This is a genomic window from Escherichia sp. HH26CH (assembly GCF_009820205.1).
GTDB lineage: Bacteria > Pseudomonadota > Gammaproteobacteria > Enterobacterales > Enterobacteriaceae > Escherichia > Escherichia coli_F.
This window is the reverse complement of the sequence record NZ_VNXM01000013.1, coordinates 81,786-107,943: the sequence shown is the minus strand read 5'-3', so window position 1 is coordinate 107,943 and position 26,158 is coordinate 81,786. Positions and strand designations below refer to the sequence as shown.

Annotated in this window: 17 protein-coding genes; 9 read left to right on the top strand and 8 right to left on the bottom strand. The window is 51.7% G+C overall.

What is annotated here, in order from left to right; translation table 11 throughout:
- Positions 1 to 11 precede the first annotated feature (11 nt).
- Positions 12 to 371 (top strand): arsenate reductase (glutaredoxin), encoded by a 360-nt coding sequence (gene arsC / locus FQ015_RS05305; protein WP_000166449.1) that lies wholly within the window; start codon positions 12 to 14, stop codon positions 369 to 371.
- 105 nt (positions 372 to 476) lie between these two features.
- Here arsC and FQ015_RS05300 read toward each other — a convergent pair whose 3' ends face one another.
- The 3 genes from FQ015_RS05300 to upp all read right to left on the bottom strand — a co-directional run bounded on the left by FQ015_RS05300 (position 477) and on the right by upp (position 3,274).
- Entirely contained in the window at positions 477 to 1,178 is a 702-nt protein-coding gene (locus tag FQ015_RS05300) for a DnaA inactivator Hda (protein ID WP_001307333.1), read from the bottom strand.
- A gap of 94 nt (positions 1,179 to 1,272) precedes the next feature.
- Complete coding sequence (uraA, locus tag FQ015_RS05295; protein WP_000198328.1) at positions 1,273 to 2,562, bottom strand: uracil permease; 1,290 nt, start codon at positions 2,560 to 2,562, stop codon at positions 1,273 to 1,275.
- Positions 2,563 to 2,647: 85 nt separating this feature from the next.
- The gene (gene upp, locus FQ015_RS05290; RefSeq protein WP_001295473.1) at positions 2,648 to 3,274 is read right to left on the bottom strand and encodes a uracil phosphoribosyltransferase; all 627 of its coding nucleotides are present in this window, start codon (positions 3,272 to 3,274) and stop codon (positions 2,648 to 2,650) included.
- A 325-nt stretch (positions 3,275 to 3,599) separates the two neighbouring features.
- Between upp and purM the strand changes: the two genes are divergently transcribed.
- The 4 genes from purM to ppx all read left to right on the top strand — a co-directional run bounded on the left by purM (position 3,600) and on the right by ppx (position 9,059).
- The gene (gene purM, locus FQ015_RS05285) at positions 3,600 to 4,637 is read left to right on the top strand and encodes a phosphoribosylformylglycinamidine cyclo-ligase (RefSeq protein WP_032303535.1); all 1,038 of its coding nucleotides are present in this window, start codon (positions 3,600 to 3,602) and stop codon (positions 4,635 to 4,637) included.
- The gene (gene purN, locus FQ015_RS05280; protein WP_001028614.1) at positions 4,637 to 5,275 is read left to right on the top strand and encodes a phosphoribosylglycinamide formyltransferase; all 639 of its coding nucleotides are present in this window, start codon (positions 4,637 to 4,639) and stop codon (positions 5,273 to 5,275) included. Before purM ends, purN begins: the two co-directional genes overlap by 1 nt.
- A 171-nt stretch (positions 5,276 to 5,446) precedes the next feature.
- The gene (ppk1, locus tag FQ015_RS05275; RefSeq protein WP_000529576.1) at positions 5,447 to 7,513 is read left to right on the top strand and encodes a polyphosphate kinase 1; all 2,067 of its coding nucleotides are present in this window, start codon (positions 5,447 to 5,449) and stop codon (positions 7,511 to 7,513) included.
- A gap of 4 nt (positions 7,514 to 7,517) precedes the next feature.
- Positions 7,518 to 9,059, top strand: a complete 1,542-nt coding sequence (ppx, locus tag FQ015_RS05270; protein WP_105277925.1) for an exopolyphosphatase — start codon at positions 7,518 to 7,520, stop codon at positions 9,057 to 9,059.
- Positions 9,060 to 9,097: 38 nt separating this feature from the next.
- On the opposite strand, the gene pdeF is transcribed toward ppx, so the two are convergent.
- Positions 9,098 to 11,341: a cyclic-guanylate-specific phosphodiesterase PdeF gene (gene pdeF / locus FQ015_RS05265; protein ID WP_160523800.1), complete on the bottom strand. Its 2,244-nt coding sequence runs from the start codon at positions 11,339 to 11,341 to the stop codon at positions 9,098 to 9,100.
- Between the two features lie 181 nt (positions 11,342 to 11,522).
- Positions 11,523 to 11,675 carry a hypothetical protein gene (locus tag FQ015_RS05260; protein WP_000017552.1) on the bottom strand — a complete coding sequence of 51 codons (153 nt, stop codon included), beginning with the start codon at positions 11,673 to 11,675 and terminating at the stop codon, positions 11,523 to 11,525.
- 17 nt (positions 11,676 to 11,692) lie between these two features.
- Here FQ015_RS05260 and FQ015_RS05255 point away from each other — a divergent pair, with 17 nt between their 5' ends.
- From FQ015_RS05255 to FQ015_RS05245, 3 genes are all read left to right on the top strand, one after another.
- On the top strand, positions 11,693 to 11,884 hold the full coding sequence (locus tag FQ015_RS05255) for a YfgG family protein (RefSeq protein WP_000076001.1): 192 nt from the start codon (positions 11,693 to 11,695) through the stop codon (positions 11,882 to 11,884).
- A 310-nt stretch (positions 11,885 to 12,194) separates the two neighbouring features.
- A complete protein-coding gene (locus FQ015_RS05250) occupies positions 12,195 to 12,713 on the top strand; it encodes a glycine zipper 2TM domain-containing protein (protein WP_001295476.1) in 519 nt (172 codons plus the stop codon).
- Between the two features lie 15 nt (positions 12,714 to 12,728).
- Positions 12,729 to 13,268 (top strand): DUF5384 family protein, encoded by a 540-nt coding sequence (locus tag FQ015_RS05245; RefSeq protein ID WP_000755178.1) that lies wholly within the window; start codon positions 12,729 to 12,731, stop codon positions 13,266 to 13,268.
- 93 nt (positions 13,269 to 13,361) lie between these two features.
- On the opposite strand, the gene guaA is transcribed toward FQ015_RS05245, so the two are convergent.
- Together guaA and guaB are read right to left on the bottom strand one after the other, a co-directional pair.
- Complete coding sequence (gene guaA, locus FQ015_RS05240; RefSeq protein WP_000138270.1) at positions 13,362 to 14,939, bottom strand: glutamine-hydrolyzing GMP synthase; 1,578 nt, start codon at positions 14,937 to 14,939, stop codon at positions 13,362 to 13,364.
- Positions 14,940 to 15,007: 68 nt separating this feature from the next.
- Positions 15,008 to 16,474 carry an IMP dehydrogenase gene (gene guaB, locus FQ015_RS05235; RefSeq protein WP_001299507.1) on the bottom strand — a complete coding sequence of 489 codons (1,467 nt, stop codon included), beginning with the start codon at positions 16,472 to 16,474 and terminating at the stop codon, positions 15,008 to 15,010.
- Positions 16,475 to 16,635: 161 nt separating this feature from the next.
- On the opposite strand from guaB, the gene xseA reads away from it, so the two are divergent.
- On the top strand, positions 16,636 to 18,003 hold the full coding sequence (xseA, locus tag FQ015_RS05230) for an exodeoxyribonuclease VII large subunit (protein WP_160523799.1): 1,368 nt from the start codon (positions 16,636 to 16,638) through the stop codon (positions 18,001 to 18,003).
- Between the two features lie 48 nt (positions 18,004 to 18,051).
- On the opposite strand, the gene FQ015_RS05225 is transcribed toward xseA, so the two are convergent.
- Entirely contained in the window at positions 18,052 to 26,139 is an 8,088-nt protein-coding gene (locus FQ015_RS05225; protein ID WP_160523798.1) for an adhesion domain-containing protein, read from the bottom strand.
- Positions 26,140 to 26,158: the final 19 nt, after the last annotated feature.

Here is a 26,158-nt window from a genome sequence, read left to right as displayed (position 1 = left end):
AAGGAAGAACCATGACCAAACAGGTAAAAATCTACCATAACCCACGCTGTTCAAAGAGCCGGGAAACGCTGAACCTGCTGAAAGAAAACGGCGTGGAGCCAGAAGTGGTGCTCTACCTTGAGACACCCGCCGATGCGGCAACGCTGCGCGATTTGCTGAAAATGCTGGGAATGAATAGCGCTCGTGAATTGATGCGCCAGAAAGAGGATCTTTATAAAGAACTGAACCTGGCTGACAGTTCGCTTAGCGAAGAGGCGCTGATTCAGGCAATGGTGGATAATCCGAAGCTAATGGAGCGCCCGATTGTGGTCGCGAATGGCAAAGCGCGAATTGGTCGTCCACCGGAGCAGGTGCTGGAAATCGTGGGTTAAGAAGTGCTCCATCGCTAGTTGAAGCACATTGCCGGATGCGACGCTTGCCGCGTCTTATCCGGCCGACGAATACTAAGGGTGCGCATCCGACAATAAACGTCTTGTCTACAGTTTCAGAATTTCTTTCACAAACGGAATGGTCAGCTTACGTTGCGCGGTAATCGACGCACGATCCAACTGATCCAACGTCATAAATAACGTGCGCATCTCTCTGTCGAGCCGCTTCAGCAAGAAACGCCCCACATCTTCCGGCAGTTCAAAACCACGTAAACGCGCGCGTAACTGGAGCGCCTGCAACTTATCTTCATCAGAAAGAGGCTGCAATTTGTAGATCTGCCCCCAGTCGAGTCGCGACGCGAGATCCGGTAATCCCAGATTCAACTGCCGCGGTGGACGATCGCCGGTGATTAACAACCGTGTTTTACCCGATTCCAGAATTCGATTGTAGAGATCGAAAATCGCCATCTCCCACAGCTCATCGCCTGCAATACACTCAATGTTGTCGATACAGACCAGCGACAAATGCTCCATACCGTCGAGCACTTCCGGAACAAACCAGGTGCGTTTATCCAGCGGGACATAGCCCACCGCATCGCCACGCTGCGACAATTCCGCGCAAGCCGCGTGCAGCAGATGGCTGCGCCCCGCGCCTTCGCGTGCCCAGAGATAGATGTAACCGCTATGTTCCTGACGCAGCACGTTTTGCAGCGCGGCCAGTAAAGAGGAGTTATCCCCCGGCCAGAAACTTGCAAAGGTTTCGTCGTCAGGAAGATAAAGTGGCAAAGAGAGCTGTGCCGGTGTGTTCAGAGATACCTCAACCAGGATTTCACAAAATCGCGAGAAGTTTACCACAGAATCCCATGATGTTTGAACCGGGCAGCAACACTGCCCGGTCGGTACATTATTTGTCTGTTATATCCGCGTCTTCTGCGTCCAGCACCACTTCTTCAGGGCGCAGCACACTAATCAGTTTGAAGATCAAACTTAAGCCGATACCGACGATGGTCGCCAGCGCCATACCTTTCAGCTCCGCCGCGCCGATGTTTACCTTCGCGCCACTGACACCGATGATCAAAATGACAGAAGTCAGGATCAGGTTCTGTGCTTTGTTGTAATCCACTTTCGATTCGATCAGTACGCGAATACCGGAAGCACCAATGACACCATAAAGCAGCAGCGAAACGCCGCCCATCACCGGCAATGGGATCATCTGGATAGCTGCAGCCAGTTTACCGACGCAGGAAAGCAGGATAGCGAAAATCGCCGCCCCGCCGATAACCCAGGTACTGTAAACACGGGTGATCGCCATCACGCCAATGTTTTCCCCGTAGGTAGTATTTGGCGTGGAGCCAAAGAAGCCGGAGATCACGGTCGACAAGCCGTTAGCAAACATCGAACGGTGCAGACCTGGATCGCGCAGCAGATCTTTTTTGACGATATTAGCCGTTACCACCAGGTGCCCTACGTGTTCGGCAATAACCACTAACGCCGCTGGCAGAATAGTCAGAATGGCAAACCACTCGAAGCGCGGCGTATAGAGAGTTGGCAGCGCAAACCAGTGAGCATTAATAATCGGCGTGGTATCGACAATTCCCATTGCGAAAGAGAGCGCGTAGCCCACCAGCACGCCAATTAAAATCGGGATAATTGCCAGAAAACCACGAAACAGCACGGAACCTAAAACCGTGACCGCCAGGGTGGTAATGGAGATGATGATGGTTTTGGAGTCTGGCGTTTGCCCTTCAGCCGGGAGTAAACCTGCCATACCGGCAGCTACGCCCGCCAACTCCAGACCGATGACGGCAACGATTGCGCCCATTGCCGCAGGTGGAAACAGCACGTCCAGCCAGCCGGTCCCCGCTTTCTTCACGATAAAAGAAACCAGGCAGAACAGCACGCCGCACATAATAAAGCCGCCCAGCGCGACTTCATACCCTAACGGCAACAGTAACAATACCGGTGAAATAAAGGCAAAGCTGGAACCAAGATAAGCCGGAATTTTCCCTTTACAGATGAAGAGATACAGCAGCGTTCCTATACCGTTAAATAACAGTACAGTCGCCGGGTTAATATGAAATAAGACGGGCACCAGGACGGTTGCACCAAACATGGCGAACAAATGTTGCAAACTAAGCGGGATTGTCTGTAAAAGTGGCGGTCTTTCACTCACCCCGATAGCACGGCGCGTCATAGTATTATCCTCTGTATTATGTGTTATAGGCGCTTTACTCAAAAAAAAGCCGACTCTTAAAGTCGGCTTTAATTATTTTTATTCTTTATTTCGTACCAAAGATTTTGTCACCGGCATCGCCGAGGCCCGGAATAATGTATCCGTGCTCGTTCAGTCCCTGGTCAATCGATGCAGTATACAGTTCGACGTCCGGGTGCGCTTTTTCCAGCGCTGCGATACCTTCTGGCGCAGCTACCAGCACCAGAACTTTGATGCTGCTGCAGCCCGCTTTTTTCAGCAGGTCGATGGTCGCGATAACGGAACCACCGGTTGCCAGCATTGGGTCAACGATCAGCGCCATACGCTCATCGATGTTAGAAACCAGTTTCTGGAAGTACGGTACCGGCTCCAGCGTTTCTTCATTACGGTACATACCGACGACGCTGATGCGCGCGCTCGGAACGTTTTCCAGCACACCGTCCATCATCCCCAGACCGGCACGTAAAATTGGCACCACGGTAATTTTCTTACCTTTGATCTGGTCGATTTCTACCGGACCGTTCCAGCCTTCGATAGTTACTTTTTCCGTTTCGAGGTCGGCGGTCGCTTCGTAAGTCAGCAGGCTACCCACTTCGGAAGCGAGTTCGCGAAAGCGCTTGGTGCTGATATCTTGCTCACGCATCAGTCCCAGCTTGTGTTTGACGAGTGGGTGTTTGACTTCCACGATCTTCATACTCTTTCTCCTTTGAGGGGCAGCCACAAAAAAAATCGACGGATTATACCTCCTTTCTTCAAGGCGGCAATATTATTTTCGTTGACTTTAGTCAAAATGATAACGGTTTGAGATAAAGTTATTTTGTATTCAAATGGTTATGGAAGAAGATTATTCCATCCGAAAACGATCCTTTGCCCAGGTACAAGTATTCTTTCGCCGCGCGCCTGGGGAAAAGACGTGCAAAAAGGTTGTGTAAAGCAGTCTCGCAAACGTTTGCTTTCCCTGTTAGAATTGCGCCGAATTTTTATTTTTCTACCGCAAGTAACGCGTGGGGACCCAAGCAGTGACCGATAAAACCTCTCTTAGCTACAAAGATGCCGGTGTTGATATTGACGCGGGTAATGCTCTGGTTGGAAGAATCAAAGGCGTAGTGAAGAAAACGCGTCGTCCGGAAGTGATGGGCGGTCTGGGCGGCTTCGGTGCGCTGTGTGCATTGCCGCAAAAATATCGTGAACCCGTGCTGGTTTCCGGCACTGATGGCGTTGGCACCAAGCTGCGTCTGGCGATGGACTTAAAACGTCACGACACCATTGGTATCGATCTGGTCGCCATGTGTGTTAACGATCTGGTAGTACAAGGCGCGGAACCCCTCTTTTTCCTCGACTATTACGCAACCGGAAAACTGGATGTTGATACCGCTTCAGCGGTGATCAGCGGCATCGCTGAAGGTTGTCTGCAATCGGGCTGTTCGCTTGTGGGTGGCGAAACGGCAGAAATGCCGGGGATGTATCATGGTGAAGATTACGATGTCGCTGGTTTCTGCGTTGGCGTGGTAGAAAAATCAGAAATCATCGACGGCTCTAAAGTCAGCGATGGCGATGTGCTGATTGCACTCGGCTCCAGCGGTCCGCACTCGAACGGCTATTCGCTGGTGCGCAAAATTCTTGAAGTCAGCGGTTGTGATCCGTTAACCACCGAACTTGATGGTAAGCCATTAGCCGATCATCTGCTGGCACCAACCCGCATTTACGTGAAGTCCGTGCTGGAGTTGATTGAAAAGGTCGATGTGCATGCTATTGCGCACCTGACCGGCGGCGGCTTCTGGGAAAACATTCCGCGCGTATTGCCAGATAATACCCAGGCAGTGATTGATGAATCTTCCTGGCAGTGGCCGGAAGTGTTCAACTGGCTGCAAACGGCAGGTAACGTTGAGCGCCATGAAATGTATCGCACCTTCAACTGCGGCGTCGGGATGATTATTGCCCTGCCTGCTCCGGAAGTGGACAAAGCCCTCGCCCTGCTCAATGCCAACGGTGAAAACGCGTGGAAAATCGGTATCATCAAAGCCTCTGATTCCGAACAACGCGTGGTTATCGAATAATGAATATTGTGGTGCTTATTTCCGGCAACGGAAGTAATTTGCAGGCAATTATTGACGCCTGCAAAACAAATAAAATTAAAGGCACCGTACGGGCAGTTTTCAGCAATAAGGCCGACGCGTTCGGCCTTGAACGCGCCCGCCAGGCGGGTATTGCAACGCATACGCTCATCGCCAGCGCGTTTGACAGTCGTGAAGCCTATGACCGGGAGTTGATTCATGAAATCGACATGTACGCACCCGATGTGGTCGTGCTGGCGGGTTTTATGCGCATTCTCAGCCCGGCGTTTGTCTCCCACTATGCCGGGCGTTTGCTGAACATTCACCCTTCTCTGCTGCCGAAATATCCCGGATTACACACCCATCGTCAGGCGCTGGAAAATGGCGATGAAGAGCACGGTACATCGGTGCATTTCGTCACCGATGAACTGGACGGTGGCCCGGTTATTTTACAGGCGAAAGTCCCGGTATTTGCTGGTGATACGGAGGATGACATCACCGCCCGCGTGCAAACCCAGGAACACGCTATTTATCCACTGGTGATTAGCTGGTTTGCCGATGGTCGTCTGAAAATGCACGAAAACGCCGCGTGGCTGGATGGTCAACGTCTGCCGCCGCAGGGCTACGCTGCCGACGAGTAATGCCCCCGTAGTTAAAGCGCCAGCTCTGCCGCTGGCGTTTTTCAATTCACCTGTAAATCGCAAGCTCCAGCAGTTTTTTTCCCCCTTTTCTGGCATAGTTGGACATCTGCCAATATTGCTCGCCATAATATCCAGGCAGTGTCCCGTGAATAAAACGGAGTAAAAGTGGTAATGGGTCAGGAAAAGCTATACATCGAAAAAGAGCTCAGTTGGTTATCGTTCAATGAACGCGTGCTTCAGGAAGCGGCGGACAAATCTAACCCGCTGATTGAAAGGATGCGTTTCCTGGGGATCTATTCCAATAACCTTGATGAGTTCTATAAAGTCCGCTTCGCTGAACTGAAGCGACGCATCATTATTAGCGAAGAACAAGGTTCCAACTCTCATTCCCGCCATTTACTGGGCAAAATTCAGTCCCGGGTGCTGAAAGCCGATCAGGAATTCGACGGCCTCTACAACGAGCTGTTGCTGGAGATGGCGCGCAACCAGATCTTCCTGATTAATGAACGACAGCTCTCCGTCAATCAACAAAACTGGCTGCGTCATTATTTTAAGCAGTATCTGCGTCAGCACATTACGCCGATTTTAATCAATCCTGACACTGACTTAGTGCAGTTCCTGAAAGATGATTACACCTATCTGGCGGTGGAAATTATCCGTGGCGATACCATCCGTTACGCGCTGCTGGAGATCCCATCAGATAAAGTGCCGCGATTTGTGAATTTACCGCCAGAAGCGCCGCGTCGACGCAAGCCGATGATTCTTCTGGATAACATTCTGCGTTACTGCCTTGATGATATTTTCAAAGGCTTCTTTGATTATGACGCGCTGAATGCCTATTCAATGAAGATGACCCGCGATGCCGAATACGATTTAGTGCACGAGATGGAAGCCAGCCTGATGGAGTTGATGTCTTCCAGCCTGAAGCAGCGCTTAACCGCAGAACCGGTACGTTTTGTTTATCAGCGCGATATGCCTAATGCGCTGGTTGAAGTGTTACGCGAAAAACTGACTATTTCCCGCTACGACTCCATCGTCCCCGGCGGCCGTTATCACAATTTTAAAGACTTTATTAATTTCCCCAACGTCGGCAAAGCCAATCTGGTGAACAAACCATTGCCGCGTTTACGCCATATTTGGTTCGATAAAGCCCAGTTCCGCAACGGTTTTGATGCCATTCGCGAACGTGATGTGTTGCTCTATTATCCTTATCATACCTTTGAGCATGTACTGGAACTGCTGCGTCAGGCTTCGTTCGACCCGAGCGTACTGGCGATTAAAATTAACATTTACCGCGTGGCGAAAGATTCACGCATCATCGACTCGATGATCCACGCCGCACACAACGGTAAGAAAGTCACCGTGGTGGTTGAGTTACAGGCGCGTTTCGACGAAGAAGCCAACATTCACTGGGCGAAGCGCCTGACCGAAGCAGGCGTGCACGTTATCTTCTCTGCGCCGGGGCTGAAAATTCACGCCAAACTGTTCCTGATTTCACGTAAAGAAAACGGTGAAGTGGTGCGTTACGCACACATCGGGACCGGGAACTTTAACGAAAAAACCGCGCGGCTTTATACTGACTATTCGTTGCTGACCGCCGATGCGCGCATCACCAACGAAGTACGGCGGGTGTTCAACTTTATTGAAAACCCATACCGCCCGGTGACATTTGATTATTTAATGGTGTCACCACAAAACTCCCGCCGTTTGTTGTATGAGATGGTGGACCGCGAGATCGCCAACGCGCAGCAAGGGCTGCCCAGCGGTATCACTCTAAAGCTAAATAACCTTGTCGATAAAGGTCTGGTCGACCGTCTGTATGCGGCTTCCAGCTCCGGCGTGCCGGTTAATCTGCTGGTTCGCGGCATGTGTTCGCTGATCCCCAATCTGGAAGGCATTAGCGACAACATTCGTGCCATCAGTATTGTTGACCGTTACCTTGAACATGACCGGGTTTATATTTTTGAAAATGGCGGCGATAAAAAGGTCTACCTTTCTTCCGCCGACTGGATGACGCGCAATATTGATTATCGTATTGAAGTGGCGACGCCGCTGCTCGATCCGCGCCTGAAGCAGCGGGTGCTGGACATCATCGACATATTGTTCAGCGATACGGTCAAAGCACGTTATATCGATAAAGAACTCAGTAATCGCTACGTTCCCCGCGGCAATCGCCGCAAAGTGCGGGCGCAGTTGGCGATTTACGATTACATCAAATCCCTCGAACAACCTGAATAACCCTATGCCAATACACGACAAATCCCCTCGTCCGCAGGAGTTTGCTGCGGTCGATCTTGGTTCAAACAGTTTCCACATGGTTATTGCCCGTGTGGTGGATGGCGCTATGCAGATTATTGGTCGCCTGAAACAGCGGGTCCATCTGGCAGACGGTCTGGGGCCAGATAATATGTTGAGTGAAGAGGCAATCACACGCGGATTGAACTGCCTATCGTTGTTTGCTGAACGCTTGCAGGGATTTTCGCCTGCCAGCGTTTGTATTGTTGGCACCCATACGCTGCGTCAGGCGTTGAATGCTACTGACTTTTTGAAACGCGCGGAAAAGGTCATTCCCTACCCGATTGAAATTATTTCCGGTAATGAAGAAGCCCGTCTGATTTTCATGGGCGTGGAACATACCCAGCCGGAAAAAGGTCGCAAACTGGTTATTGATATTGGCGGCGGATCTACGGAACTGGTGATTGGTGAAAATTTCGAACCGATTCTCGTTGAAAGCCGCCGGATGGGTTGTGTCAGCTTTGCCCAACTCTATTTCCCGGGCGGGGTCATCAATAAAGAGAATTTTCAGCGCGCTCGCATGGCAGCAGCACAAAAACTGGAAACTTTAACCTGGCAATTTCGCATTCAAGGCTGGAACGTGGCAATGGGCGCTTCCGGTACCATTAAAGCCGCCCATGAAGTGTTGATGGAGATGGGCGAGAAAGACGGGGTAATTACCCCGGAACGTCTGGAAAAACTGGTAAAAGAAGTTTTACGTCACCGTAATTTCGCATCGCTGAGTTTACCGGGTCTTTCCGAAGAACGGAAAACAGTCTTCGTTCCTGGACTGGCGATTTTATGCGGTGTGTTTGATGCTTTAGCCATCCGTGAACTGCGCCTTTCTGATGGGGCGTTACGCGAAGGTGTATTGTATGAAATGGAAGGACGTTTCCGTCATCAGGATGTGCGTAGTCGCACCGCCAGTAGTCTCGCTAACCAGTATCACATCGACAGTGAACAGGCCCGACGGGTGCTGGATACCACTATGCAAATGTACGAACAGTGGCGGGAGCAGCAACCGAAGCTGGCGCATCCGCAACTGGAAGCGCTACTGCGATGGGCCGCCATGCTGCATGAGGTCGGGTTGAATATCAACCACAGCGGTTTGCATCGCCACTCCGCTTATATTCTGCAAAACAGCGACTTGCCGGGTTTTAATCAGGAACAGCAACTGATGATGGCGACGCTGGTACGCTATCACCGTAAAGCGATTAAGCTCGACGATCTGCCGCGCTTTACCTTGTTTAAAAAGAAACAGTTTCTGCCGCTGATTCAGCTATTGCGTCTTGGCGTATTACTCAATAATCAACGTCAGGCAACCACCACACCGCCAACATTGACGCTGATTACCGATGACAGTCACTGGACACTGCGTTTTCCGCATGACTGGTTTAGTCAGAATGCACTGGTACTGCTTGATCTGGAAAAGGAGCAAGAATACTGGGAAGGCGTGGCTGGCTGGCGATTGAAAATTGAAGAAGAAAGTTCACCTGAAATCGCTGCTTAATGCTTTGCGGGCCGACGAGAAATGTCGGCCCTCGCTGTTCAGGCACTTTCGCGAATGGGTTCGATTTCATTCAGCGTATCAATTAACGGTTGCGGCTTACCAATAAGATAACCCTGCATATAATCTATCCCTAAAGAAAGCACCGCCTCGCGGATCTCTTCGTTTTCAACGTACTCTGCCACTACCAGCATTTTCTTCATTCGCGCCAGGTGACAAATCGACGCCACTATCTGGTAATCCAGACTATTTGACACAATATTGCGGATAAAACTGCCGTCAATTTTAAGGAGATCGGCATTCACATTTTTAAGCCGCGCATAGCTGGCGTAGCCGGTGCCGAAATCATCAATCGCAATCTGGCAGCCTAATTCCTGAAGATGCTGCAAGGTGATTTGCGCCTGCTTAACATTGGTTAGCGCATTACTTTCGGTGACTTCAAAAATAAGTTGCCACGCTTCAATCTGGTATTTAGCCAGCAGCTGACTGACTTCAACGGGAAAACGAGCCTGACATACCGAGGTTGGCGACAGATTAATCGCAAAACGGTGAGCGGGCATCTTCGCTCTGTTTTCAGCCATAAATTGCAGCGTATGCTCAATGACCCACATGTCGATACTCGACGATAAACCAAATTCGTGCGCGACCGGCAAGAAGCTGTCGGGGCTGATCAGTTCATCATTATCACCTTTCATGCGCAGAAGAATTTCATGGTAGACATCACCACGCATACCGGTAATCGGCTGGGCCATCAGGAAAAAATGGTTGTGTTCCAGCGCCTGCTGTAGCCGATTCATCATCGCGACTTTATCTTTCAATTCGCGTTGCAAATACATTGCCCCGCGACGCTGCATATTTTCCGGGGCGTTGGTCACGATGGAGAGTTCAGCAACCGTATTTAGCTCTCCCAGCAGCAGGTAGATATGATTCACCGGCGAGCGTACATAGCAATAACTGACGCCAATCTGTGGTTGCATCGGCATACCATCCCAGTAAAAACGAAATTGCTTGAGATGGCTATCCAGTGCGGTAATGCGCTCCTGGTGCGATTCTGTATTCAGTCGCAGCGCGAGATCGTTACCCGAAAGCTGATAAACATCTTCACCCGGTTCCAGCAATGGTGACAGCCAGTGAGAAAGTTTTTGCTTGTATTGAATCCGTAGCATGATGCCATAGTTCTTAACCAGCATTTCCATGCCGGGGATGCGTAAATAACAAAGCGCAGACCAGGGGGCATCACGCAACGCGCGATTCAGGGCGCGAACATTTGGCAGATGAACCACCGGGTCCACATACGCAAGCCGCTGAATGCGTCTGACTACCGCTCGCTGACGGGTTGCCAGTACAGCCATATAATTGACAATAAAAGAGAATACCAGATAACTGGAGGAGGTTATGGTCAGTTGCGTGGTATAGCCAGGATAAATGGGAATGTAATTTTGATAGCTGTGGATGCTGATCATCAGCACGACCGCCCAGAGCAGCGAAATCAACTTATAACCATAGCGCATGGCTCCCCACATCATCAGGGGTAGCAATAATGACAAGGTATAATTGGTGCTGAAAATCGTGCTTTTTTCATTTAACGGCATGCATAACAGCAACAACAACGCACCTAATGCCAGTAGCCAGAGCGCGAACTCTTTTTTGGTGACTTTCACATCAACTTGCTGTTTTAATTGCGAATAATAGCTGCGTAAATAAAACGGATTTCGCACCACCCGAATGATGAAGTAGCACAGCGGAACACCAATCAGATTGCCCACCAGTAAGGCCTGATAATTGATTAAGGTCCCGAGGTTAAAAGGCATGACGCCGACCAGATTTTCTCTACTCGCCAGTAACCCTACAAACGCAGCAAACTGGAAAAGTATCAGAAACAGCGTTGCAGGAAACACAATCTGCCAGAATATACGCTGGGAAATTAAACGGGTATCACCATGTGAAACGTTGTTACGCCGGGGAGTAAAGACCCTGTAACCGCCCCAACAGAGAATGATAATGATAATAAAATTAGCTGTTAATGAGAGCGTTTCGTAAAAACCCAGCTCTGCATATTTGCGGACAAAAATCCCTAAGGCGATCCCTGGCAATGCCGCCCAGCTGAAAAACATCATCATGCTGATCATCAGTGCCAAAGGCAGGTAAAAGAGAAAAACCTCACCGGAAGAAATATGCGCGAAAGTATTAATATGGGCGAAAATGGGCAAGATTAAAGAAGGCAGGAACAGCGGAAGCCCCCACCATTTATCACGTATTTTTATATAGGTTGCATTCAGTTTCATAGATGCTCAGCAGAATCCCCCACATCCTGAAGGAGGTGTATTCAGACAGGCATCCCACCTGACTTCGAATGATGATTATTCATCACTATAGAGAGCATTGATTCTAAGTGTCATATGAAAGTTCCAATTGATATATATCAAACAAAATAACCCTGATTAATGAATTATTACGTTTATCATGTTAATTCATCATTATTACATCATCATTGTAAATAATTAAATTAACTTCCATAACATTAAAATATGTATCCACTGACGCTTTTTTACATAACGAAGAATTGACCATTTTGTCCTGTTGTGCCTTAATGTAAGTACCGTCCACGGCGTGGGACATACTTCAAGGAACCTTTTGTGAGTCAGGCAACCAGTATGCGAAAACGACACCGATTTAACAGTCGCATGACCCGTATCGTACTGCTCATCAGCTTTATCTTCTTCTTTGGCCGCTTTATCTACTCGTCCGTCGGTGCCTGGCAGCACCATCAGAGCAAAAAAGAAGCTCAACAATCCACACTCTCCGTCGAATCACCGGTACAACGTTAGCGGTTACCTTCTCCACCTTCACTGAACATAACGGCACCTCGCTGTCGGATGCAGTTGCTCTTTGAGATTATCAAAGCGGCAGATATTCTTTCATCTTAAATTTTACGTCTTTGTCCTGACTGATGTTTATCCTGTTTGGCTGCGAAATAAATATAAAATTAATACATATGTTTTAATGATGTATTTTTATAAATTATTTTCCACATGAATTTTAATAAATTTAATCTATTCCTTTATACGCAATACATTTACTTTCCTCTTTTGATGATCTTAAATGTCTTATTTTTCGTAATGTGTATAACAAGGAATAGTGATGAAATTTAAAAAATGTCTTCTGCCTGTGGCAATGTTAGCGTCATTCACTCTGGCAGGATGCCAGTCAAATGCTGATGATCATGCCGCCGATGTTTATCAAACCGATCAACTGAATACCAAACAAGAAACTAAAACCGTTAATATTATTTCCATTCTTCCCGCAAAAGTTGCCGTAGACAACTCCCAAAATAAACGAAACGCACAAGCCTTCGGCGCGCTTATTGGTGCAGTCGCTGGCGGTGTTATCGGCCACAACGTGGGGTCTGGCAGCAATTCCGGAACGACGGCAGGTGCAGTTGGCGGCGGAGCTGTTGGCGCGGCAGCAGGTTCTATGGTGAATGATAAAACCTTAGTGGAAGGTGTTTCTCTAACGTATAAGGAAGGCACCAAAGTGTATACCTCCACCCAGGTGGGTAAAGAGTGCCAGTTTACGACAGGTTTAGCCGTTGTTATTACCACGACGTATAACGAAACGCGTATTCAGCCAAATACCAAATGTCCTGAAAAGAGCTAATAATCAGGAGGAGTCATGAAGAAAGTTTTTCTTTGCGCCATCTTAGCCTCCTTAAGCTATCCGGCTATCGCCTCATCATTGCAGGATCAACTCTCTGCTGTCGCAGAAGCGGAACAGCAAGGTAAAAATGAAGAGCAAAGGCAGCATGACGAATGGGTCGCGGAGCGCAACAGGGAAATCCAGCAAGAGAAGCAACGTCGCGCAAACGCCCAGGCCGCGGCTAATAAAAGAGCGGCAACGGCAGCGGCGAATAAGAAAGCTCGTCAGGATAAACTGGACGCCGAAGCCACTGCGGACAAGAAACGCGATCAAAGTTATGAAGATGAGCTACGCAGCTTAGAGATTCAGAAACAAAAACTGGCGCTGGCGAAAGAAGAAGCCCGCGTTAAGCGAGAAAACGAATTTATCGATCAGGAACTGAAGCACAAAGCTGCGCAAACCGATGTGGTGCAATCTGAAGCTGACGCAAACAGGAATATGACTGAAGGCGGTCGCGATCTGATGAAAAGCGTGGGCAAAGCAGAAGAGAACAAATCGGACAGCTGGTTTAACTAAGCGATGTCAGTAACTTCAATCCTATGATTCGTGAGTATAAAAAACCCTCTGTAGTAACAGAGGGTTTTGCTAATTCATAGTGCTGGGCTCAAATCATTCCCACTCAATAGTCGCCGGCGGCTTGCCGCTGATGTCATACACCACGCGGGAAATACCGTTCACTTCATTGATAATGCGGTTGGAAACGCGACCGAGGAAATCGTACGGCAGATGCGCCCAGTGTGCGGTCATAAAGTCGATAGTTTCGACAGCACGCAGAGAGACAACCCAGTCATACTTACGGCCATCGCCCATTACACCAACGGAACGTACTGGCAGGAAGACGGTGAACGCCTGGCTGACTTTGTCGTACAGGTCCGCTTTACGCAGTTCTTCAATGAAGATGGCATCAGCACGGCGCAGCAGGTCGCAGTACTCTTTCTTCACTTCGCCCAGCACACGAACGCCAAGCCCTGGTCCCGGGAACGGGTGACGGTACAGCATGTCGTACGGCAGGCCCAGCTCCAGACCAATTTTACGCACTTCGTCTTTGAACAGCTCTTTCAGCGGTTCAACCAGGCCCATCTTCATCTCTTTCGGTAGGCCGCCCACGTTGTGGTGAGATTTGATGACGTGAGCTTTACCGGTTGCAGACGCGGCAGATTCGATAACATCAGGGTAGATAGTACCCTGCGCCAGCCACTTCACATCTTCCAGTTTCAGCGCTTCTTCATCGAATACTTCAACGAAAACGCGACCGATGATTTTACGTTTTGCTTCCGGATCGTTTTCACCAGCCAGCGCTGACAAGAAGCGATCTTCTGCCGGAACGTGAACAATGTTCAGACCAAAGTGATCGCCAAACATATCCAGAACCTGCTCTGCTTCGTTGAGACGCAGCAGGCCGTTGTCGACGAATACGCAAGTCAGGTTTTTGCCGATTGCGCGGTGCAGCAGCATTGCGGTTACGGAGGAATCCACGCCACCAGAGAGGCCGAGGATCACTTTATCGTCGCCTACCTGCTCGCGGATACGGGCTACGGCATCGTCGATAATTTTCGCTGGCGTCCACAGGGCTTCACACTGGCAGATATCACGCACAAAACGCTCCAGCATGCGCATCCCCTGGCGGGTGTGAGTCACTTCCGGGTGGAACTGTACGCCATAGAAGCGTTTTTCTTCATTTGCCATGATGGCGAACGGGCAGCTTTCGGTGCTGGCTACGGTGATGAAGTCGGACGGGATAGCGGTAACTTTATCGCCGTGGCTCATCCAGACATCGAGCAGCGGTTTACCGTCTGCGGTCAGCGCATCTTCGATACCGCGAACCAGTGCGCTGTCGTTTACGACTTCAACCTGCGCATAGCCAAATTCACGTTCGTTAGAGGCTTCAACATGACCACCCAACTGCATTGCCATGGTCTGCATACCATAGCAAACGCCGAATACCGGTACGCCTGCTTCAAAGACATACTGCGGCGCACGCGGGCTGTTTTCTTCGGTGGTGCTTTCCGGGCCGCCGGAAAGAATAATGCCGCTTGGATTGAAGTCACGAATTTGTGCTTCTGTCACATCCCACGCCCACAGTTCGCAGTAAACACCCAGTTCACGCACGCGGCGCGCAACCAGTTGGGTGTACTGAGAACCGAAGTCCAGAATGAGGATGCGATGCTTATGAATGTTTTCCGTCATTGACGCTTATTCCGAGGCAAGTGAAACAGATAATATAAATCGCCCGACATGAAGTCGGGCGAAGAGAATCAGGAGCCCAGACGGTAGTTCGGGGACTCTTTAGTAATGGTCACGTCGTGAACGTGGCTTTCCTGAATGCCCGCACCGCTGATACGTACAAACTCCGCTTTAGTACGCAGTTCGTCGATAGTACCACAGCCGGTCAGGCCCATACAGGAGCGCAGGCCGCCCATCTGCTGGTGAATGATCTCTTTCAGGCGACCTTTATAGGCTACGCGACCTTCGATACCTTCCGGCACCAGTTTGTCGGCAGCGTTGTCGCTCTGGAAGTAACGGTCAGAAGAACCTTTGGACATCGCGCCCAGAGAGCCCATCCCACGGTAAGACTTGTAAGAACGGCCCTGGTAGAGCTCGATTTCACCTGGGGATTCTTCAGTACCCGCCAGCATGGAACCTACCATCACCGCGCTTGCACCAGCAGCGATAGCTTTCGCGATATCGCCAGAGAAACGAATACCACCGTCAGCGATAACCGGAATCCCGGTGCCTTCCAGGGCTTCTACTGCGTCAGCAACGGCAGTGATCTGCGGAACACCGACGCCAGTAACAATGCGGGTAGTACAAATAGAACCAGGGCCGATACCCACTTTAACGGCACTGCAACCGGCTTCTGCCAGCGCGCGGGCACCTGCAGCTGTTGCCACGTTGCCGCCGATGATTTGCAGGTCAGGATATTTAGCGCGAGTTTCACGGATACGCTGCAGAACGCCTTCAGAGTGACCGTGAGAGGAGTCAATCAGCAGAACGTCAACGCCTGCGGCAACCAGCGCATCAACACGCTCTTCGTTACCCGCACCTGCACCAACCGCTGCACCTACACGCAGACGGCCTTGTTCGTCTTTACAGGCGTTCGGTTTACGCTCCGCTTTCTGGAAGTCCTTCACAGTGATCATGCCGATCAGGTGGAATTCATCATCAACCACCAGCGCTTTTTCAACGCGTTTTTCGTGCATTTTTGCCAGCACAACTTCACGGGCTTCGCCTTCACGCACGGTTACCAGACGCTCTTTCGGCGTCATGTAAACGCTGACCGGCTGGTTCAGGTCGGTAACAAAACGCACGTCACGACCGGTGATGATGCCGACCAGTTCGTTTTCTTCGGTCACAACCGGATAGCCTGCAAAACCGTTACGCTCGGTCAGCTCTTTCACTTCGCGCAGCGTCGTGGTTGGCAGAACAGTCTGCGGATCGGTTACCACGCCAGATTCGTGTTTTTTCACGCGGCGAACTTCTTCAGCCTGGCGTTCAATGGACATGTTTTTGTGGATAAAGCCGATACCGCCTTCCTGAGCCAGGGCGATAGCCAGGCGCGCTTCCGTTACGGTATCCATTGCTGCGGAGAGCATAGGGATATTCAGACGAATAGTTTTCGTCAGCTGGGTACTGAGGTCAGCGGTATTCGGCAGAACGGTAGAATGTGCAGGAACGAGGAGAACGTCGTCAAACGTCAGAGCTTCTTTAGCGATACGTAGCATGGGCAATATCTCGACCAGAGTGGTTAATAAATATTGCCGCGGCATTATACAGAGCGTAACCGATTGCATCTACCCCTTTTTGCAAAAAATGCTTGCTATCCCCGGAGGGCGGGTTACTATCGACTGAATAACCTGCTGATTTAGAATTTGATCTCGCTCACATGTTACCTTCTCAATCCCCTGCAATTTTTACCGTTAGCCGCCTGAATCAAACGGTTCGTCTGCTGCTTGAGCATGAGATGGGGCAGGTGTGGATCAGTGGCGAAATCTCTAATTTCACACAACCGGCTTCCGGTCACTGGTACTTTACGCTTAAAGACGATAACGCCCAGGTGCGCTGTGCGATGTTCCGCAACAGCAATCGCCGGGTGACCTTTCGCCCGCAGCATGGGCAACAGGTTTTAGTTCGCGCCAACATTACGCTGTATGAACCGCGCGGCGATTATCAAATTATTGTCGAAAGTATGCAGCCCGCCGGTGAAGGTTTGCTGCAACAGAAGTACGAACAGCTTAAAGCGAAGTTGCAGGCTGAAGGGTTATTCGACCAGCAATTCAAGAATCCGCTACCGTCACCTGCGCACTGCGTGGGCGTTATCACCTCAAAGACTGGTGCTGCACTGCACGATATTTTGCATGTGTTGAAACGCCGCGATCCGTCTCTGCCAGTGATAATTTACCCGACCGCCGTTCAGGGCGATGACGCACCGGGGCAAATCGTTCGCGCCATTGAGCTGGCGAATCTTCGCAACGAATGTGACGTACTGATCGTCGGGCGTGGCGGTGGTTCGCTGGAAGATTTATGGAGTTTTAACGATGAACGCGTGGCACGGGCGATTTTTGCCAGCCACATTCCGGTGGTCAGCGCCGTTGGGCATGAAACCGATGTGACGATTGCCGACTTTGTTGCTGATCTACGTGCGCCAACGCCGTCAGCCGCCGCCGAAGTGGTGAGCCGCAATCAGCAAGAGTTACTGCGTCAGGTGCAGTCTGCGCAGCAACGGCTGGAAATGGCGATGGATTACTACCTCGCCAACCGCACACGACGTTTTACGCAGATTCATCACCGTTTACAGCAGCAGCATCCACAGCTCCGGCTGGCGCGTCAGCAAACCACGCTTGAGCGTCTGCAAAAGCGGATGAGCTTTGCGTTGGAGAATCAGCTTAAACGCGCCGGTCAGCAACAGCAGCGATTAACACAGCGGCTGAATCAGCAAAATCCGCAGCCGAAGATTCACCGTGCGCAAACGCGGATCCAACAGCTGGAATATCGTCTCGCTGAAACACTTCGCGTACAGCTTAGCGCAACGCGCGAACGCTTTGGTAACACAGTGACGCACCTCGAAGCGGTGAGTCCACTGTCCACACTCGCACGCGGTTATAGCGTTACCAGCGCCGCTGATGGCGCGGTGCTAAAACAGGTTAAGCAGGTGAAAGTGGGTGAGACACTGACCACTCGCCTGGGCGATGGCGTAGTGATCAGTGAAGTGAGTGCTGTGACGAAAAGCCGCAAGCCGCGCAAGAAAACCTGATGACGTATTGCGTACCAGACTTTCCCCCGCTTTACAGACCCGATAAGACTACTGGAAACAGGTCGCAAACCCCGCAGTACTGGATGCCTGAATACCGCAGTTTTGTGTCCCCGCCCCTTCATCCATGCCACAATAGAACGAACCGGCCCGATCGGTAGAGAAATAGGGGAAGCTTATCGATGATGGCCATCCCAGCGCGCTAAAGCTGCTATGTAACGACTGTAAATCGGTATAGCTCGGTGCTCTACTAAAGTCACCGCACTGCTTTGCAATATCCCATTTTTGAGCATCGATCACATGTGCCAGCGCCCAGATTTCATTATTCACCGTTGGCGCTACTGCCGCTGTAGCCCCTGACGGCAACTCTGATTTCAATAGTGGGCGGTGTAACGTCTTGCCACTTACTGTGGCGGTATCCGCCATATGTCCCCAGAAATAAGCCGTGGCAACATTCGGACTGGTCGGCACGGTGAAAATGGTATCCAGCGTCGCGGTTATCGCGGCGTTATTGGTCAGCGTCACCGTCAACGGCGTTTTATATCCTGGCGTATTATCCTGACGAACGGTAAAACTTGCCGTACCGTCCGCCCCTGTCACGCCGTCGATCGTATTCCCACTGTCAGCCAGCGTGGCTGCTGCACCGGATGAGGGTTGCACAGTCAAATCGTCCATCGCGTCCACATCACCATACAATGTCGCCCCGCTGTTACGCGGCACGGCATCACCACGTTTTAAGGTGAAAGCGACATTCGGTACCGGCTTCCCGGCGCTGTCTTTTACGGTAACAACGACGGGCGCGGCTTCACCTTTTTTTACCTTCGCCGCCTGCGTAGTGGCATCTATCGCCGTCGATGTCAGCGTGACGCTGGAGACGGTCGCGCGGGGATTGACCAGACATCCCTGATACGCCGTACTCGCCGTCGACGACTCAAAACCATTATTCAGACTGACAACCAGGGCATTCCCCTGCTTGTTATCCAGTGCCCACCATGCATACTTCGTAGACCAGCCGATTTGAGTCGTCAGCGTGTTCCCCGGATAGCGCGCGTAGAGCGATAATAAATCATCGCTCAATGGCCGACGTGCCGCTTCACAAGGACTGAGGTTGCTATCTTCCCTTTGCGTTGCCTTAAACAACGGCCACACTTCATTGTTATCCGTCACCTGACTGACTCCGGCGCTCGACGGCAGCTCTTTCAACAACTTAGGCCGTTCAAAGACCACGCCGTTTTCCGCCGTTACCGTATCCGGCATATGGCCCCAGTAGGTCGCCATTGCGGAATCCGGGCTGGTGACGACGGTAAAGATCGTATCAAGGACGCTGGTAGTTGCGACATCTCGCGCCAGTATAGCGGTGAACGGAATGGCCAGGCCGATGGTCTCAGGCTGTTCAACATTGAAAGTGGCCGTACCATCACTGCCGGTGAAACCTTGCCATTGCGTATCGTGTGCGGCCAGAGAAAACTCCGCCGGCACAGGTGTCAACTCTGTCAACGTCATTCCATTTGCCGGCGTGCCCACTCCTACTCCTGAACGACTCATCGCTGAACCACGCCTGAGCGTCACGGCCTCTCCCGCCAGCGGGTTGCCATCACGATCTTTGACCGTCACCACAATTGGCAGTGGGTTACCTTTTTTCACTGACGCGCTGGGTCGCCCGCCATTGCTGAGGGTTCTGGCGTTATCCATTGCGGATGACGTCAACATTACGCTGACGCCTGCCGGATGCGGCTTCGTCAGGCAAAGCATCAGCGCGTTGTTTGACGAGCTCTTCGCGATATCTCCTGCGCTCAGGCTGACAGTCTGATACTGCCACGTATATAAATCCGGCATGACCATATCATAAGCCCACCACTTGCCTGCATATATCGGCAGCCCCAGGTCAGTCTTTATCGCGCCGTTGGGATGATCATTATACAAATCCAACAATTCATTACTGCGCGGTTGATTCTCCAGCGGACAATCTGTCGATGTTAAATTTTGAAAGTTGCTCATATACGACCACACTTCACCATTGCCGTTAGTGCTAATCGATGATCCTGAAGTCGCTTCGGCTTTCAGCAGCGGTCGTCTGAAGGTGACGCCTGCCGAACTGGTAAAGGTGTCCGGCATGTGTCCCCAGAATTTCGCGCTCGGTGAGTCCGGGCTGGTTATCACCGTGTAGATAACATCCAGCGTGGCGGTTTTGGTTGTATCGCGCGCCAGCGTGACGGTTATCGGTGTCGCCAGACCGGTCGTGGCATTCTGGCTCACTTCAAAGGTGGCTGTGCCATCACTGCCCGTTGTTTTGAGCACTTTTGCCCCATTTGCCGTCAGCACAGCGTCACTGTTCGCGGGTATCAATGACTTCACGGTAAGATCGTCCGCACTCGAGCTAACGGTTGCTTTCGAGCGATCCAGCGTCGTTCCATGCGTGAGGGTAAATGCGGCGTAGGGTACCGGATTCCCGGCGCTATCACGTACGGTCACCGTCAGCGGAATCGTCTCACCTTTCTTCGCTACGGCGCTCGGTCGACCACCATTGCTGACCGTTTTTGCCGCATCCTGTGCTGTTGAGGCGATCTCTATCGCCGCCGGAACGGTATGCGGTTTCACCAGGCACATCACTACCGCCGTATAACTGGACGATGCCTGAACTGTCTGACCATTAACGAGCGAAAATGCCTGGTTGCTCCAGCTACTGCCAGAAACCGTCATCATATCGTAGGCCCACATATACCCAGCGAAGGTCGGCAAGCCGAGCACCGTGCCCAACTGGTTGTTAGGGTAATCCGCATACAACCCCTGCATGTCAGTCGTCAGCGGTTGATAACTCTCATCACATCCAGCCTTGCTGGCATCCATTTTCTCCGTTGCTGTCAGACGCGACCAGACTTCATTATTGGTCGTTACCGCCGTACCACCAGAAAGTTCAGCTTTGAGGAAAGGCCGTTTGAAGGTGACGCCTTCGCTGCTGGTAAAGGTTTCCGCCATATGCCCCCAGTAGGCCGCCAGTGGTGTATCCGGGCTGGTGATAACGGTGAAGATCACTGACAAGGTGTTCGACGACACCCCGGTATCGTTCAACAGGGCATAAAAGTCGGTTTTGAGTCCGGTGGACGCATCCTGTCGGAGTGTTATCGTGGTGGTTCCGTCTGGCCCGGTCACGCCATACACGGTGGCCGATGCATTGGTATCAACTGTACTGGCCGCTGCGGGTGTCACCGAAACAGTCTGCATCGTCACCAATGCATTCTGGCGATTGAAAGAACTGCTGCGCTTCAGTGTAAACGGCGTATTACCCACCGGTTTTCCTTGCGCATCTTTGGTCGTGACGCGGATAACAACCTCATCGCCTTTTTTCACCTTAATGGCGCTCAGGGTATCGTCTACCTTAACAAATTGCGTGGCGTCCGCAGGCTCCAGAGAAACCTGGCTGGCAACAACCGCAGGCGTTGTGCGACAGGTTTGTAATACCAGCACGGTGGTCACGATTTGAGAAACCGCGCCGGAATTCAGCTGCACCACATTGTAATAACGGTTACTTGATTGCGTATCACTCGGTGTATTGGTGAGATAACTGGTTGCTACCGGCCATCCCTGCACTGTACCCATCGCATTACCACTATTGGCACTGTACAAGGACTTCAGGCCATCCAGTGTCGGCATATACTCCGCACCACACCCATCCATATCGGTGTTATTTGACTGGACCACACTGAATCTTGCCCAATCTTCACCATTCTCAAAAGTGCTATAGCGTGCATAGTTATTGGTAAGTTCTTTAAACAGTAATGGTCGCTTATACGTCATGCCATCAGCGGCCGTTACCGTTTCAGGCATGTGCCCCCAAAAATTCGCTTTAGGAGAATCTGGACTGGTTACCACGGTAAAGACCACCGGGAGGGTCGCCTGAACGCTGCTGACGCCATCCAGTGATGCCGTGAGATCGGTTCTTAACCCGGTACTGTTATCCTGTTTCAGCGTAAAGGTTGTCGACCCGTCAGCCCCCGTCACGCCATAGATCATTTCGGTTGTTGCCTGAAAATTACTCCGCGTATTTCCCCAGGCATCGGTTACGGTCAGCGCACCTGCACTCGCTGTCGCTGATGTATACCTCCGGTTTATGCTGTTGGCACGTTTCAGAATAAACGCCGCATTGCCAACCGGGTTACCTTGCGCATCTTTCGTGGTGACGCGCACTACCGACTCTTCGCCTTTTTTGGCCTTAACCACACTCAGTGTATCGTCAACATAAACCAGGGCCGCAGGATCTGCCGCTTCCAGCAGAATCTGGCTCACCGTGGTGACTGGCGTGGTTTGGCAGGTCAGTAGATCCAGTGTCGACGTTGACACCATGGCACTGGTGCCATTACCGAGATCCACCGCTTTGTAGTTACGCTGTTCCATGCCAGTGTTGTCGGGCGTGCTGGATAAATAACGCGTGACTACCGGCCAGCCCTGGACGGTTTTGATGGTATTGCCAGCGTGATTATCAAACAACGACAACAACCCTGCCTGAGTGGGAACATAGCTAGTGCCGCAGCCGTTACTGGTTGAGTTCGCCTGGGTTTGGGTAAACAGCGCCCAGTTTTCATTGTCTTCGAATATTGCTGTTCGCCCGGTCTGACTTGACAGTTCCTTTATCAGCAATGGGCGTTTAAAAACGGTACCATCTGCCGCCGTTAAGGTTTCCGGCATATGGCCCCACATTTTCGCTTTGCTACTATCCGGGCTGGTGACCACAGTAAAGATCGTATCCAGGCTGTCTTTTTTTGTTGCATCGGAATACAACGTCGCCGTCAGCGCCGTTTTGGTGCCGTGAGTATCCGGGCGGGTAATATTGAGGATTTTGCTGCCGTCGCTACCGGTCATGGCAGTATAAAATCCCGCGGTGTCGTTCAACGTCGTTTCATCCGCCAGCCCACTGTTAATCACCACCGGTGCCACCAGCGCATCGCCACTACCGGCAATATGTTTTTCGCCCGTGCGGGTATAACCGTCTCCGCGACTCAGTTTAAATGGCATATCCGTGAGCGGATTACCCTGCGCATCTTTTACCGTTACCTTAACCCGTAGCGTTTCGCCTTTTTTCAGCTTCGCCGCGTTATTTCCGGCAGCCCACTGTGCGTTATCAACCACATCCAGCGTAATGCTGCTGGCAGGTTTGTTCGCCGTCGTCAGGCAACTGACGTAAACCGGCGTATCGCCGCCGATGGCCTGTGCGCCGTTATCCAGGGCAATGGTGTAATTGTGCGGCGTTAAATCCGCGGGGGAACTGCTCCAGTAGGGCTGACGCTGCGTCGGCCAGCCGTGTGTGGTTTGCACCGCATTACCGTTATTGGCGTCATAGAGCGCACTGAGCTGTGAGCGGCGCGGCAGCATATTGGTTCCGCAACCGCCTTTACTGGTAATGGCCGTACTGGCCTGGCTAACGCGCGCCCAGACTTCGTTTTTTTCCGTTAATGTGCCATCCGGACTGGTGATTTCTGCTGCCAGCTTAGGCCGGGTAAAGGTTAATGAATCAACAGTAATCGTTTCATCCATATGGCCCCACATCTGCGCGCCACTAACGTCCGGGCTGGTTGGGGTGGTAAAAATAACATTGTAATTAATGGCATTTGATAAATGGGAATTTACCGGCGTAACGCTCAGCGCCGTTCTTAGCCCGACGCCTTGTGGTTGCTCTATTTCGACCGTTGCCACGCCTTGTGCATCTGTCGTACCCGTATAAACCATCGACGGCTGCGATGTGCCGTATTGCGTGCCATTCATCGTGATAGCGCCGCTGCTCGGGTCATCAAACCCGCTCACCTGCCCCGCTCGGTTATACCCCATGCCTTTGGTGATGGTGAAAGCAGTAAAGGGAACCGGAGTATTATTGAGCGCGTTAATCGTACGCACGGTCATCACGATGGTGTCCCCCACTTTGGCCTGCGCTTTGCTGCCAGGGGTGATATCGTGATCGGTGCTCACTTCAACCTTCGCGACCATCTCATTGCCCGAACAGGTGAGATAATTCTGCTTAAAGCCGGAGTAGCTGTCGACGCTCCCGTTCCCCAGATTCACCGATGAATGCGTTGTTTGCTCCACCGCGCTTAAGTAGCTCTGTTGGGCGGTGGGCCAGCCATACTCAGTGCCAATCGCGTTACCGGGATGGGCTGAAAACAGGCTTTCCAGCCCACTCTGACGTGGCGTATGGCCGACGCCGCATTCAGCCTGCATACTGGTGTCTTGATCGAACAGCGCCCAGTCTTCGTTATTTTCCCGCACCGATCCCAGTTCATGCTCGGTTTCATCCGCCAGCAATGGACGTTTAAACAAGCTGCCAGATTCAACAATGCCGCGCATATGGCCCCACATCCGCGCCTTATCGCTATCAGGGCTGGTGATCACGGTAAAAATCACATCTTTGGCATCTGCGGCCGTAAAATCGCTGCGCATTTTCGCCGTGATGTGGGTTTTCACGCCTGCACCGTCGGGCTGGCTCAGGGTTAGCGAAGCCTGACCATTGACATCGGTTATGCCTTCATAGGTGTGAGCATCAACCTGTTGTAAATTCGAACCACCAGTAATCTGTACCGGATGGGCTTCCCAGGTAGGGTCGGTTTGATTCTTGCGGTTAACACCGTCATCCAGGTGCAGCGAGAAGTAGTAGTACGCCAGCGGTTGATCGTTGTTTTTGGTGTCAGTGATCGTCAGACGCATCGAGGCGTCTTCGCCCACCTGCGCTTTCATCGCCTGTGCCGCATCATCATAGTTTTCGGGCGTAAGGACGATTTTCGGTTCGACATCAGGCGCTGGCTTATCCACACAGCTCACAAGAAACGTGGTGCTATCCGGCTTTTGCGTTTCACCACGGTTAGAGACATCCGCCGCATGGTGCTGCCCGGTGGTGCCCGCCAGCGATGACCAGTAATAATCCCCCTGCATCGGCCAGCCAAGGACTGTCTGCACCGATGTGGGGATAACGGTCGCCAGCGCGCCGAAGTGGCGCATGCCGGGCAGCACGGTGCAGTGGCTATCTGCGCCGCTCCAGGTGAAGGTGGACCAGGTTTCGTTGTGATCGACGACCGTGGCGCTTTCATTGCTGACTTCTGCCGCCAGCTTTGGTCGACTGAAGGTGTAACCGTGGGCTTCTACCGTCTCCGCCATATGGCCCCACATCGTAGCCTGCGCCACGTCCGGGCTGGTGAGTACGGTAAAAATCACTGCGGTTTCACTGGTTTGCGCAATGCCGGAAATGCTGACCACCAGTGGCGTTTTGACGCCAGGGCCATTCGGTTGGCTCACCGTGATGGTGGCCGTGCCGTTGGCATCAGAGGTGCCATGGTATTCGGTAGCCGTCGTCGTTAACTCGGTGCTATCCAGTACCACTGGCGCACTATTATTCACTGCCCCCTGGCGATTTTCAGCATCTTTACGTTTGATAATAAACGGAATATTACCCGCGACGTTGCCCTGACAATCTTTAGTGGTGACGGTGAGCGTGATGGTGTCGCCAACGGTGGTTTTTGCCGCCGCGATCGTTTCGTTAAAACCACTGGCGCTCACCGAGATTAAATCCCCCTGTGCTGGCGCGATGTTCAGGGTCACTTTCTGGTCCACCAGCGCCACCGTCCCCGCATAGGGATACCCGGTCGAGGTCAGCAGATAGAGCATTGGGAGGGTTTGCTGCGCATCAATCTGCGGCCAGGCCACCAGCGAGCGTCCGGCCAGCCCCTGAGCGCAAAAGCTACGGTTAGCAATGGGTTGTGGGTTAAGGGGCACATCGGGCGTGGCGGCATCGGCCCACATCAGGCTGACGGTAGGGGGTGTTTGATTTTCCCAGCGCAGCGCAGGTGGTGTGGAAAACTGGTCGCCTTCATTGTCCTGAGGATTAGCGACAATCAGGTTAGCTGCGTCATCATCAACGCTAAATTCATTCGGTTTAGCAGAAAACCCGACATCATGAGATTCAGCAGGATTAAGCTGAACACTGCCCTGATAGACGGGTACGCTGGCGCTGTCGGCAAAAGGAACGGTTCCGTTAAACTCGCCTGTAGAATCAGGATATGTCTGCCATTCCACCCCTGCTCGTGCAAAGTCAGACAGCATAAACGCTGCCAACATTCCCAGAAGCATAATGATTTTCCCTGGTTTCAGACATACCGACATGTAGAAAACTCCAGCATGA

Coding starts and splice junctions, on each gene's coding strand:
- upp (WP_001295473.1), bottom strand. CDS start 3,274: ATGAAGATCGTGGAAGTCAAACACCCACTCGTCAAACACAAGCTGGGA.
- FQ015_RS05225 (WP_160523798.1), bottom strand. CDS start 26,139: ATGTCGGTATGTCTGAAACCAGGGAAAATCATTATGCTTCTGGGAATG.
- uraA (WP_000198328.1), bottom strand. CDS start 2,562: ATGACGCGCCGTGCTATCGGGGTGAGTGAAAGACCGCCACTTTTACAG.
- ppx (WP_105277925.1), top strand. CDS start 7,518: ATGCCAATACACGACAAATCCCCTCGTCCGCAGGAGTTTGCTGCGGTC.
- FQ015_RS05245 (WP_000755178.1), top strand. CDS start 12,729: ATGAAGAAAGTTTTTCTTTGCGCCATCTTAGCCTCCTTAAGCTATCCG.
- guaB (WP_001299507.1), bottom strand. CDS start 16,474: ATGCTACGTATCGCTAAAGAAGCTCTGACGTTTGACGACGTTCTCCTC.
- FQ015_RS05260 (WP_000017552.1), bottom strand. CDS start 11,675: ATGTCCCACGCCGTGGACGGTACTTACATTAAGGCACAACAGGACAAA.
- xseA (WP_160523799.1), top strand. CDS start 16,636: ATGTTACCTTCTCAATCCCCTGCAATTTTTACCGTTAGCCGCCTGAAT.
- guaA (WP_000138270.1), bottom strand. CDS start 14,939: ATGACGGAAAACATTCATAAGCATCGCATCCTCATTCTGGACTTCGGT.
- pdeF (WP_160523800.1), bottom strand. CDS start 11,341: ATGAAACTGAATGCAACCTATATAAAAATACGTGATAAATGGTGGGGG.
- arsC (WP_000166449.1), top strand. CDS start 12: ATGACCAAACAGGTAAAAATCTACCATAACCCACGCTGTTCAAAGAGC.
- ppk1 (WP_000529576.1), top strand. CDS start 5,447: ATGGGTCAGGAAAAGCTATACATCGAAAAAGAGCTCAGTTGGTTATCG.
- purN (WP_001028614.1), top strand. CDS start 4,637: ATGAATATTGTGGTGCTTATTTCCGGCAACGGAAGTAATTTGCAGGCA.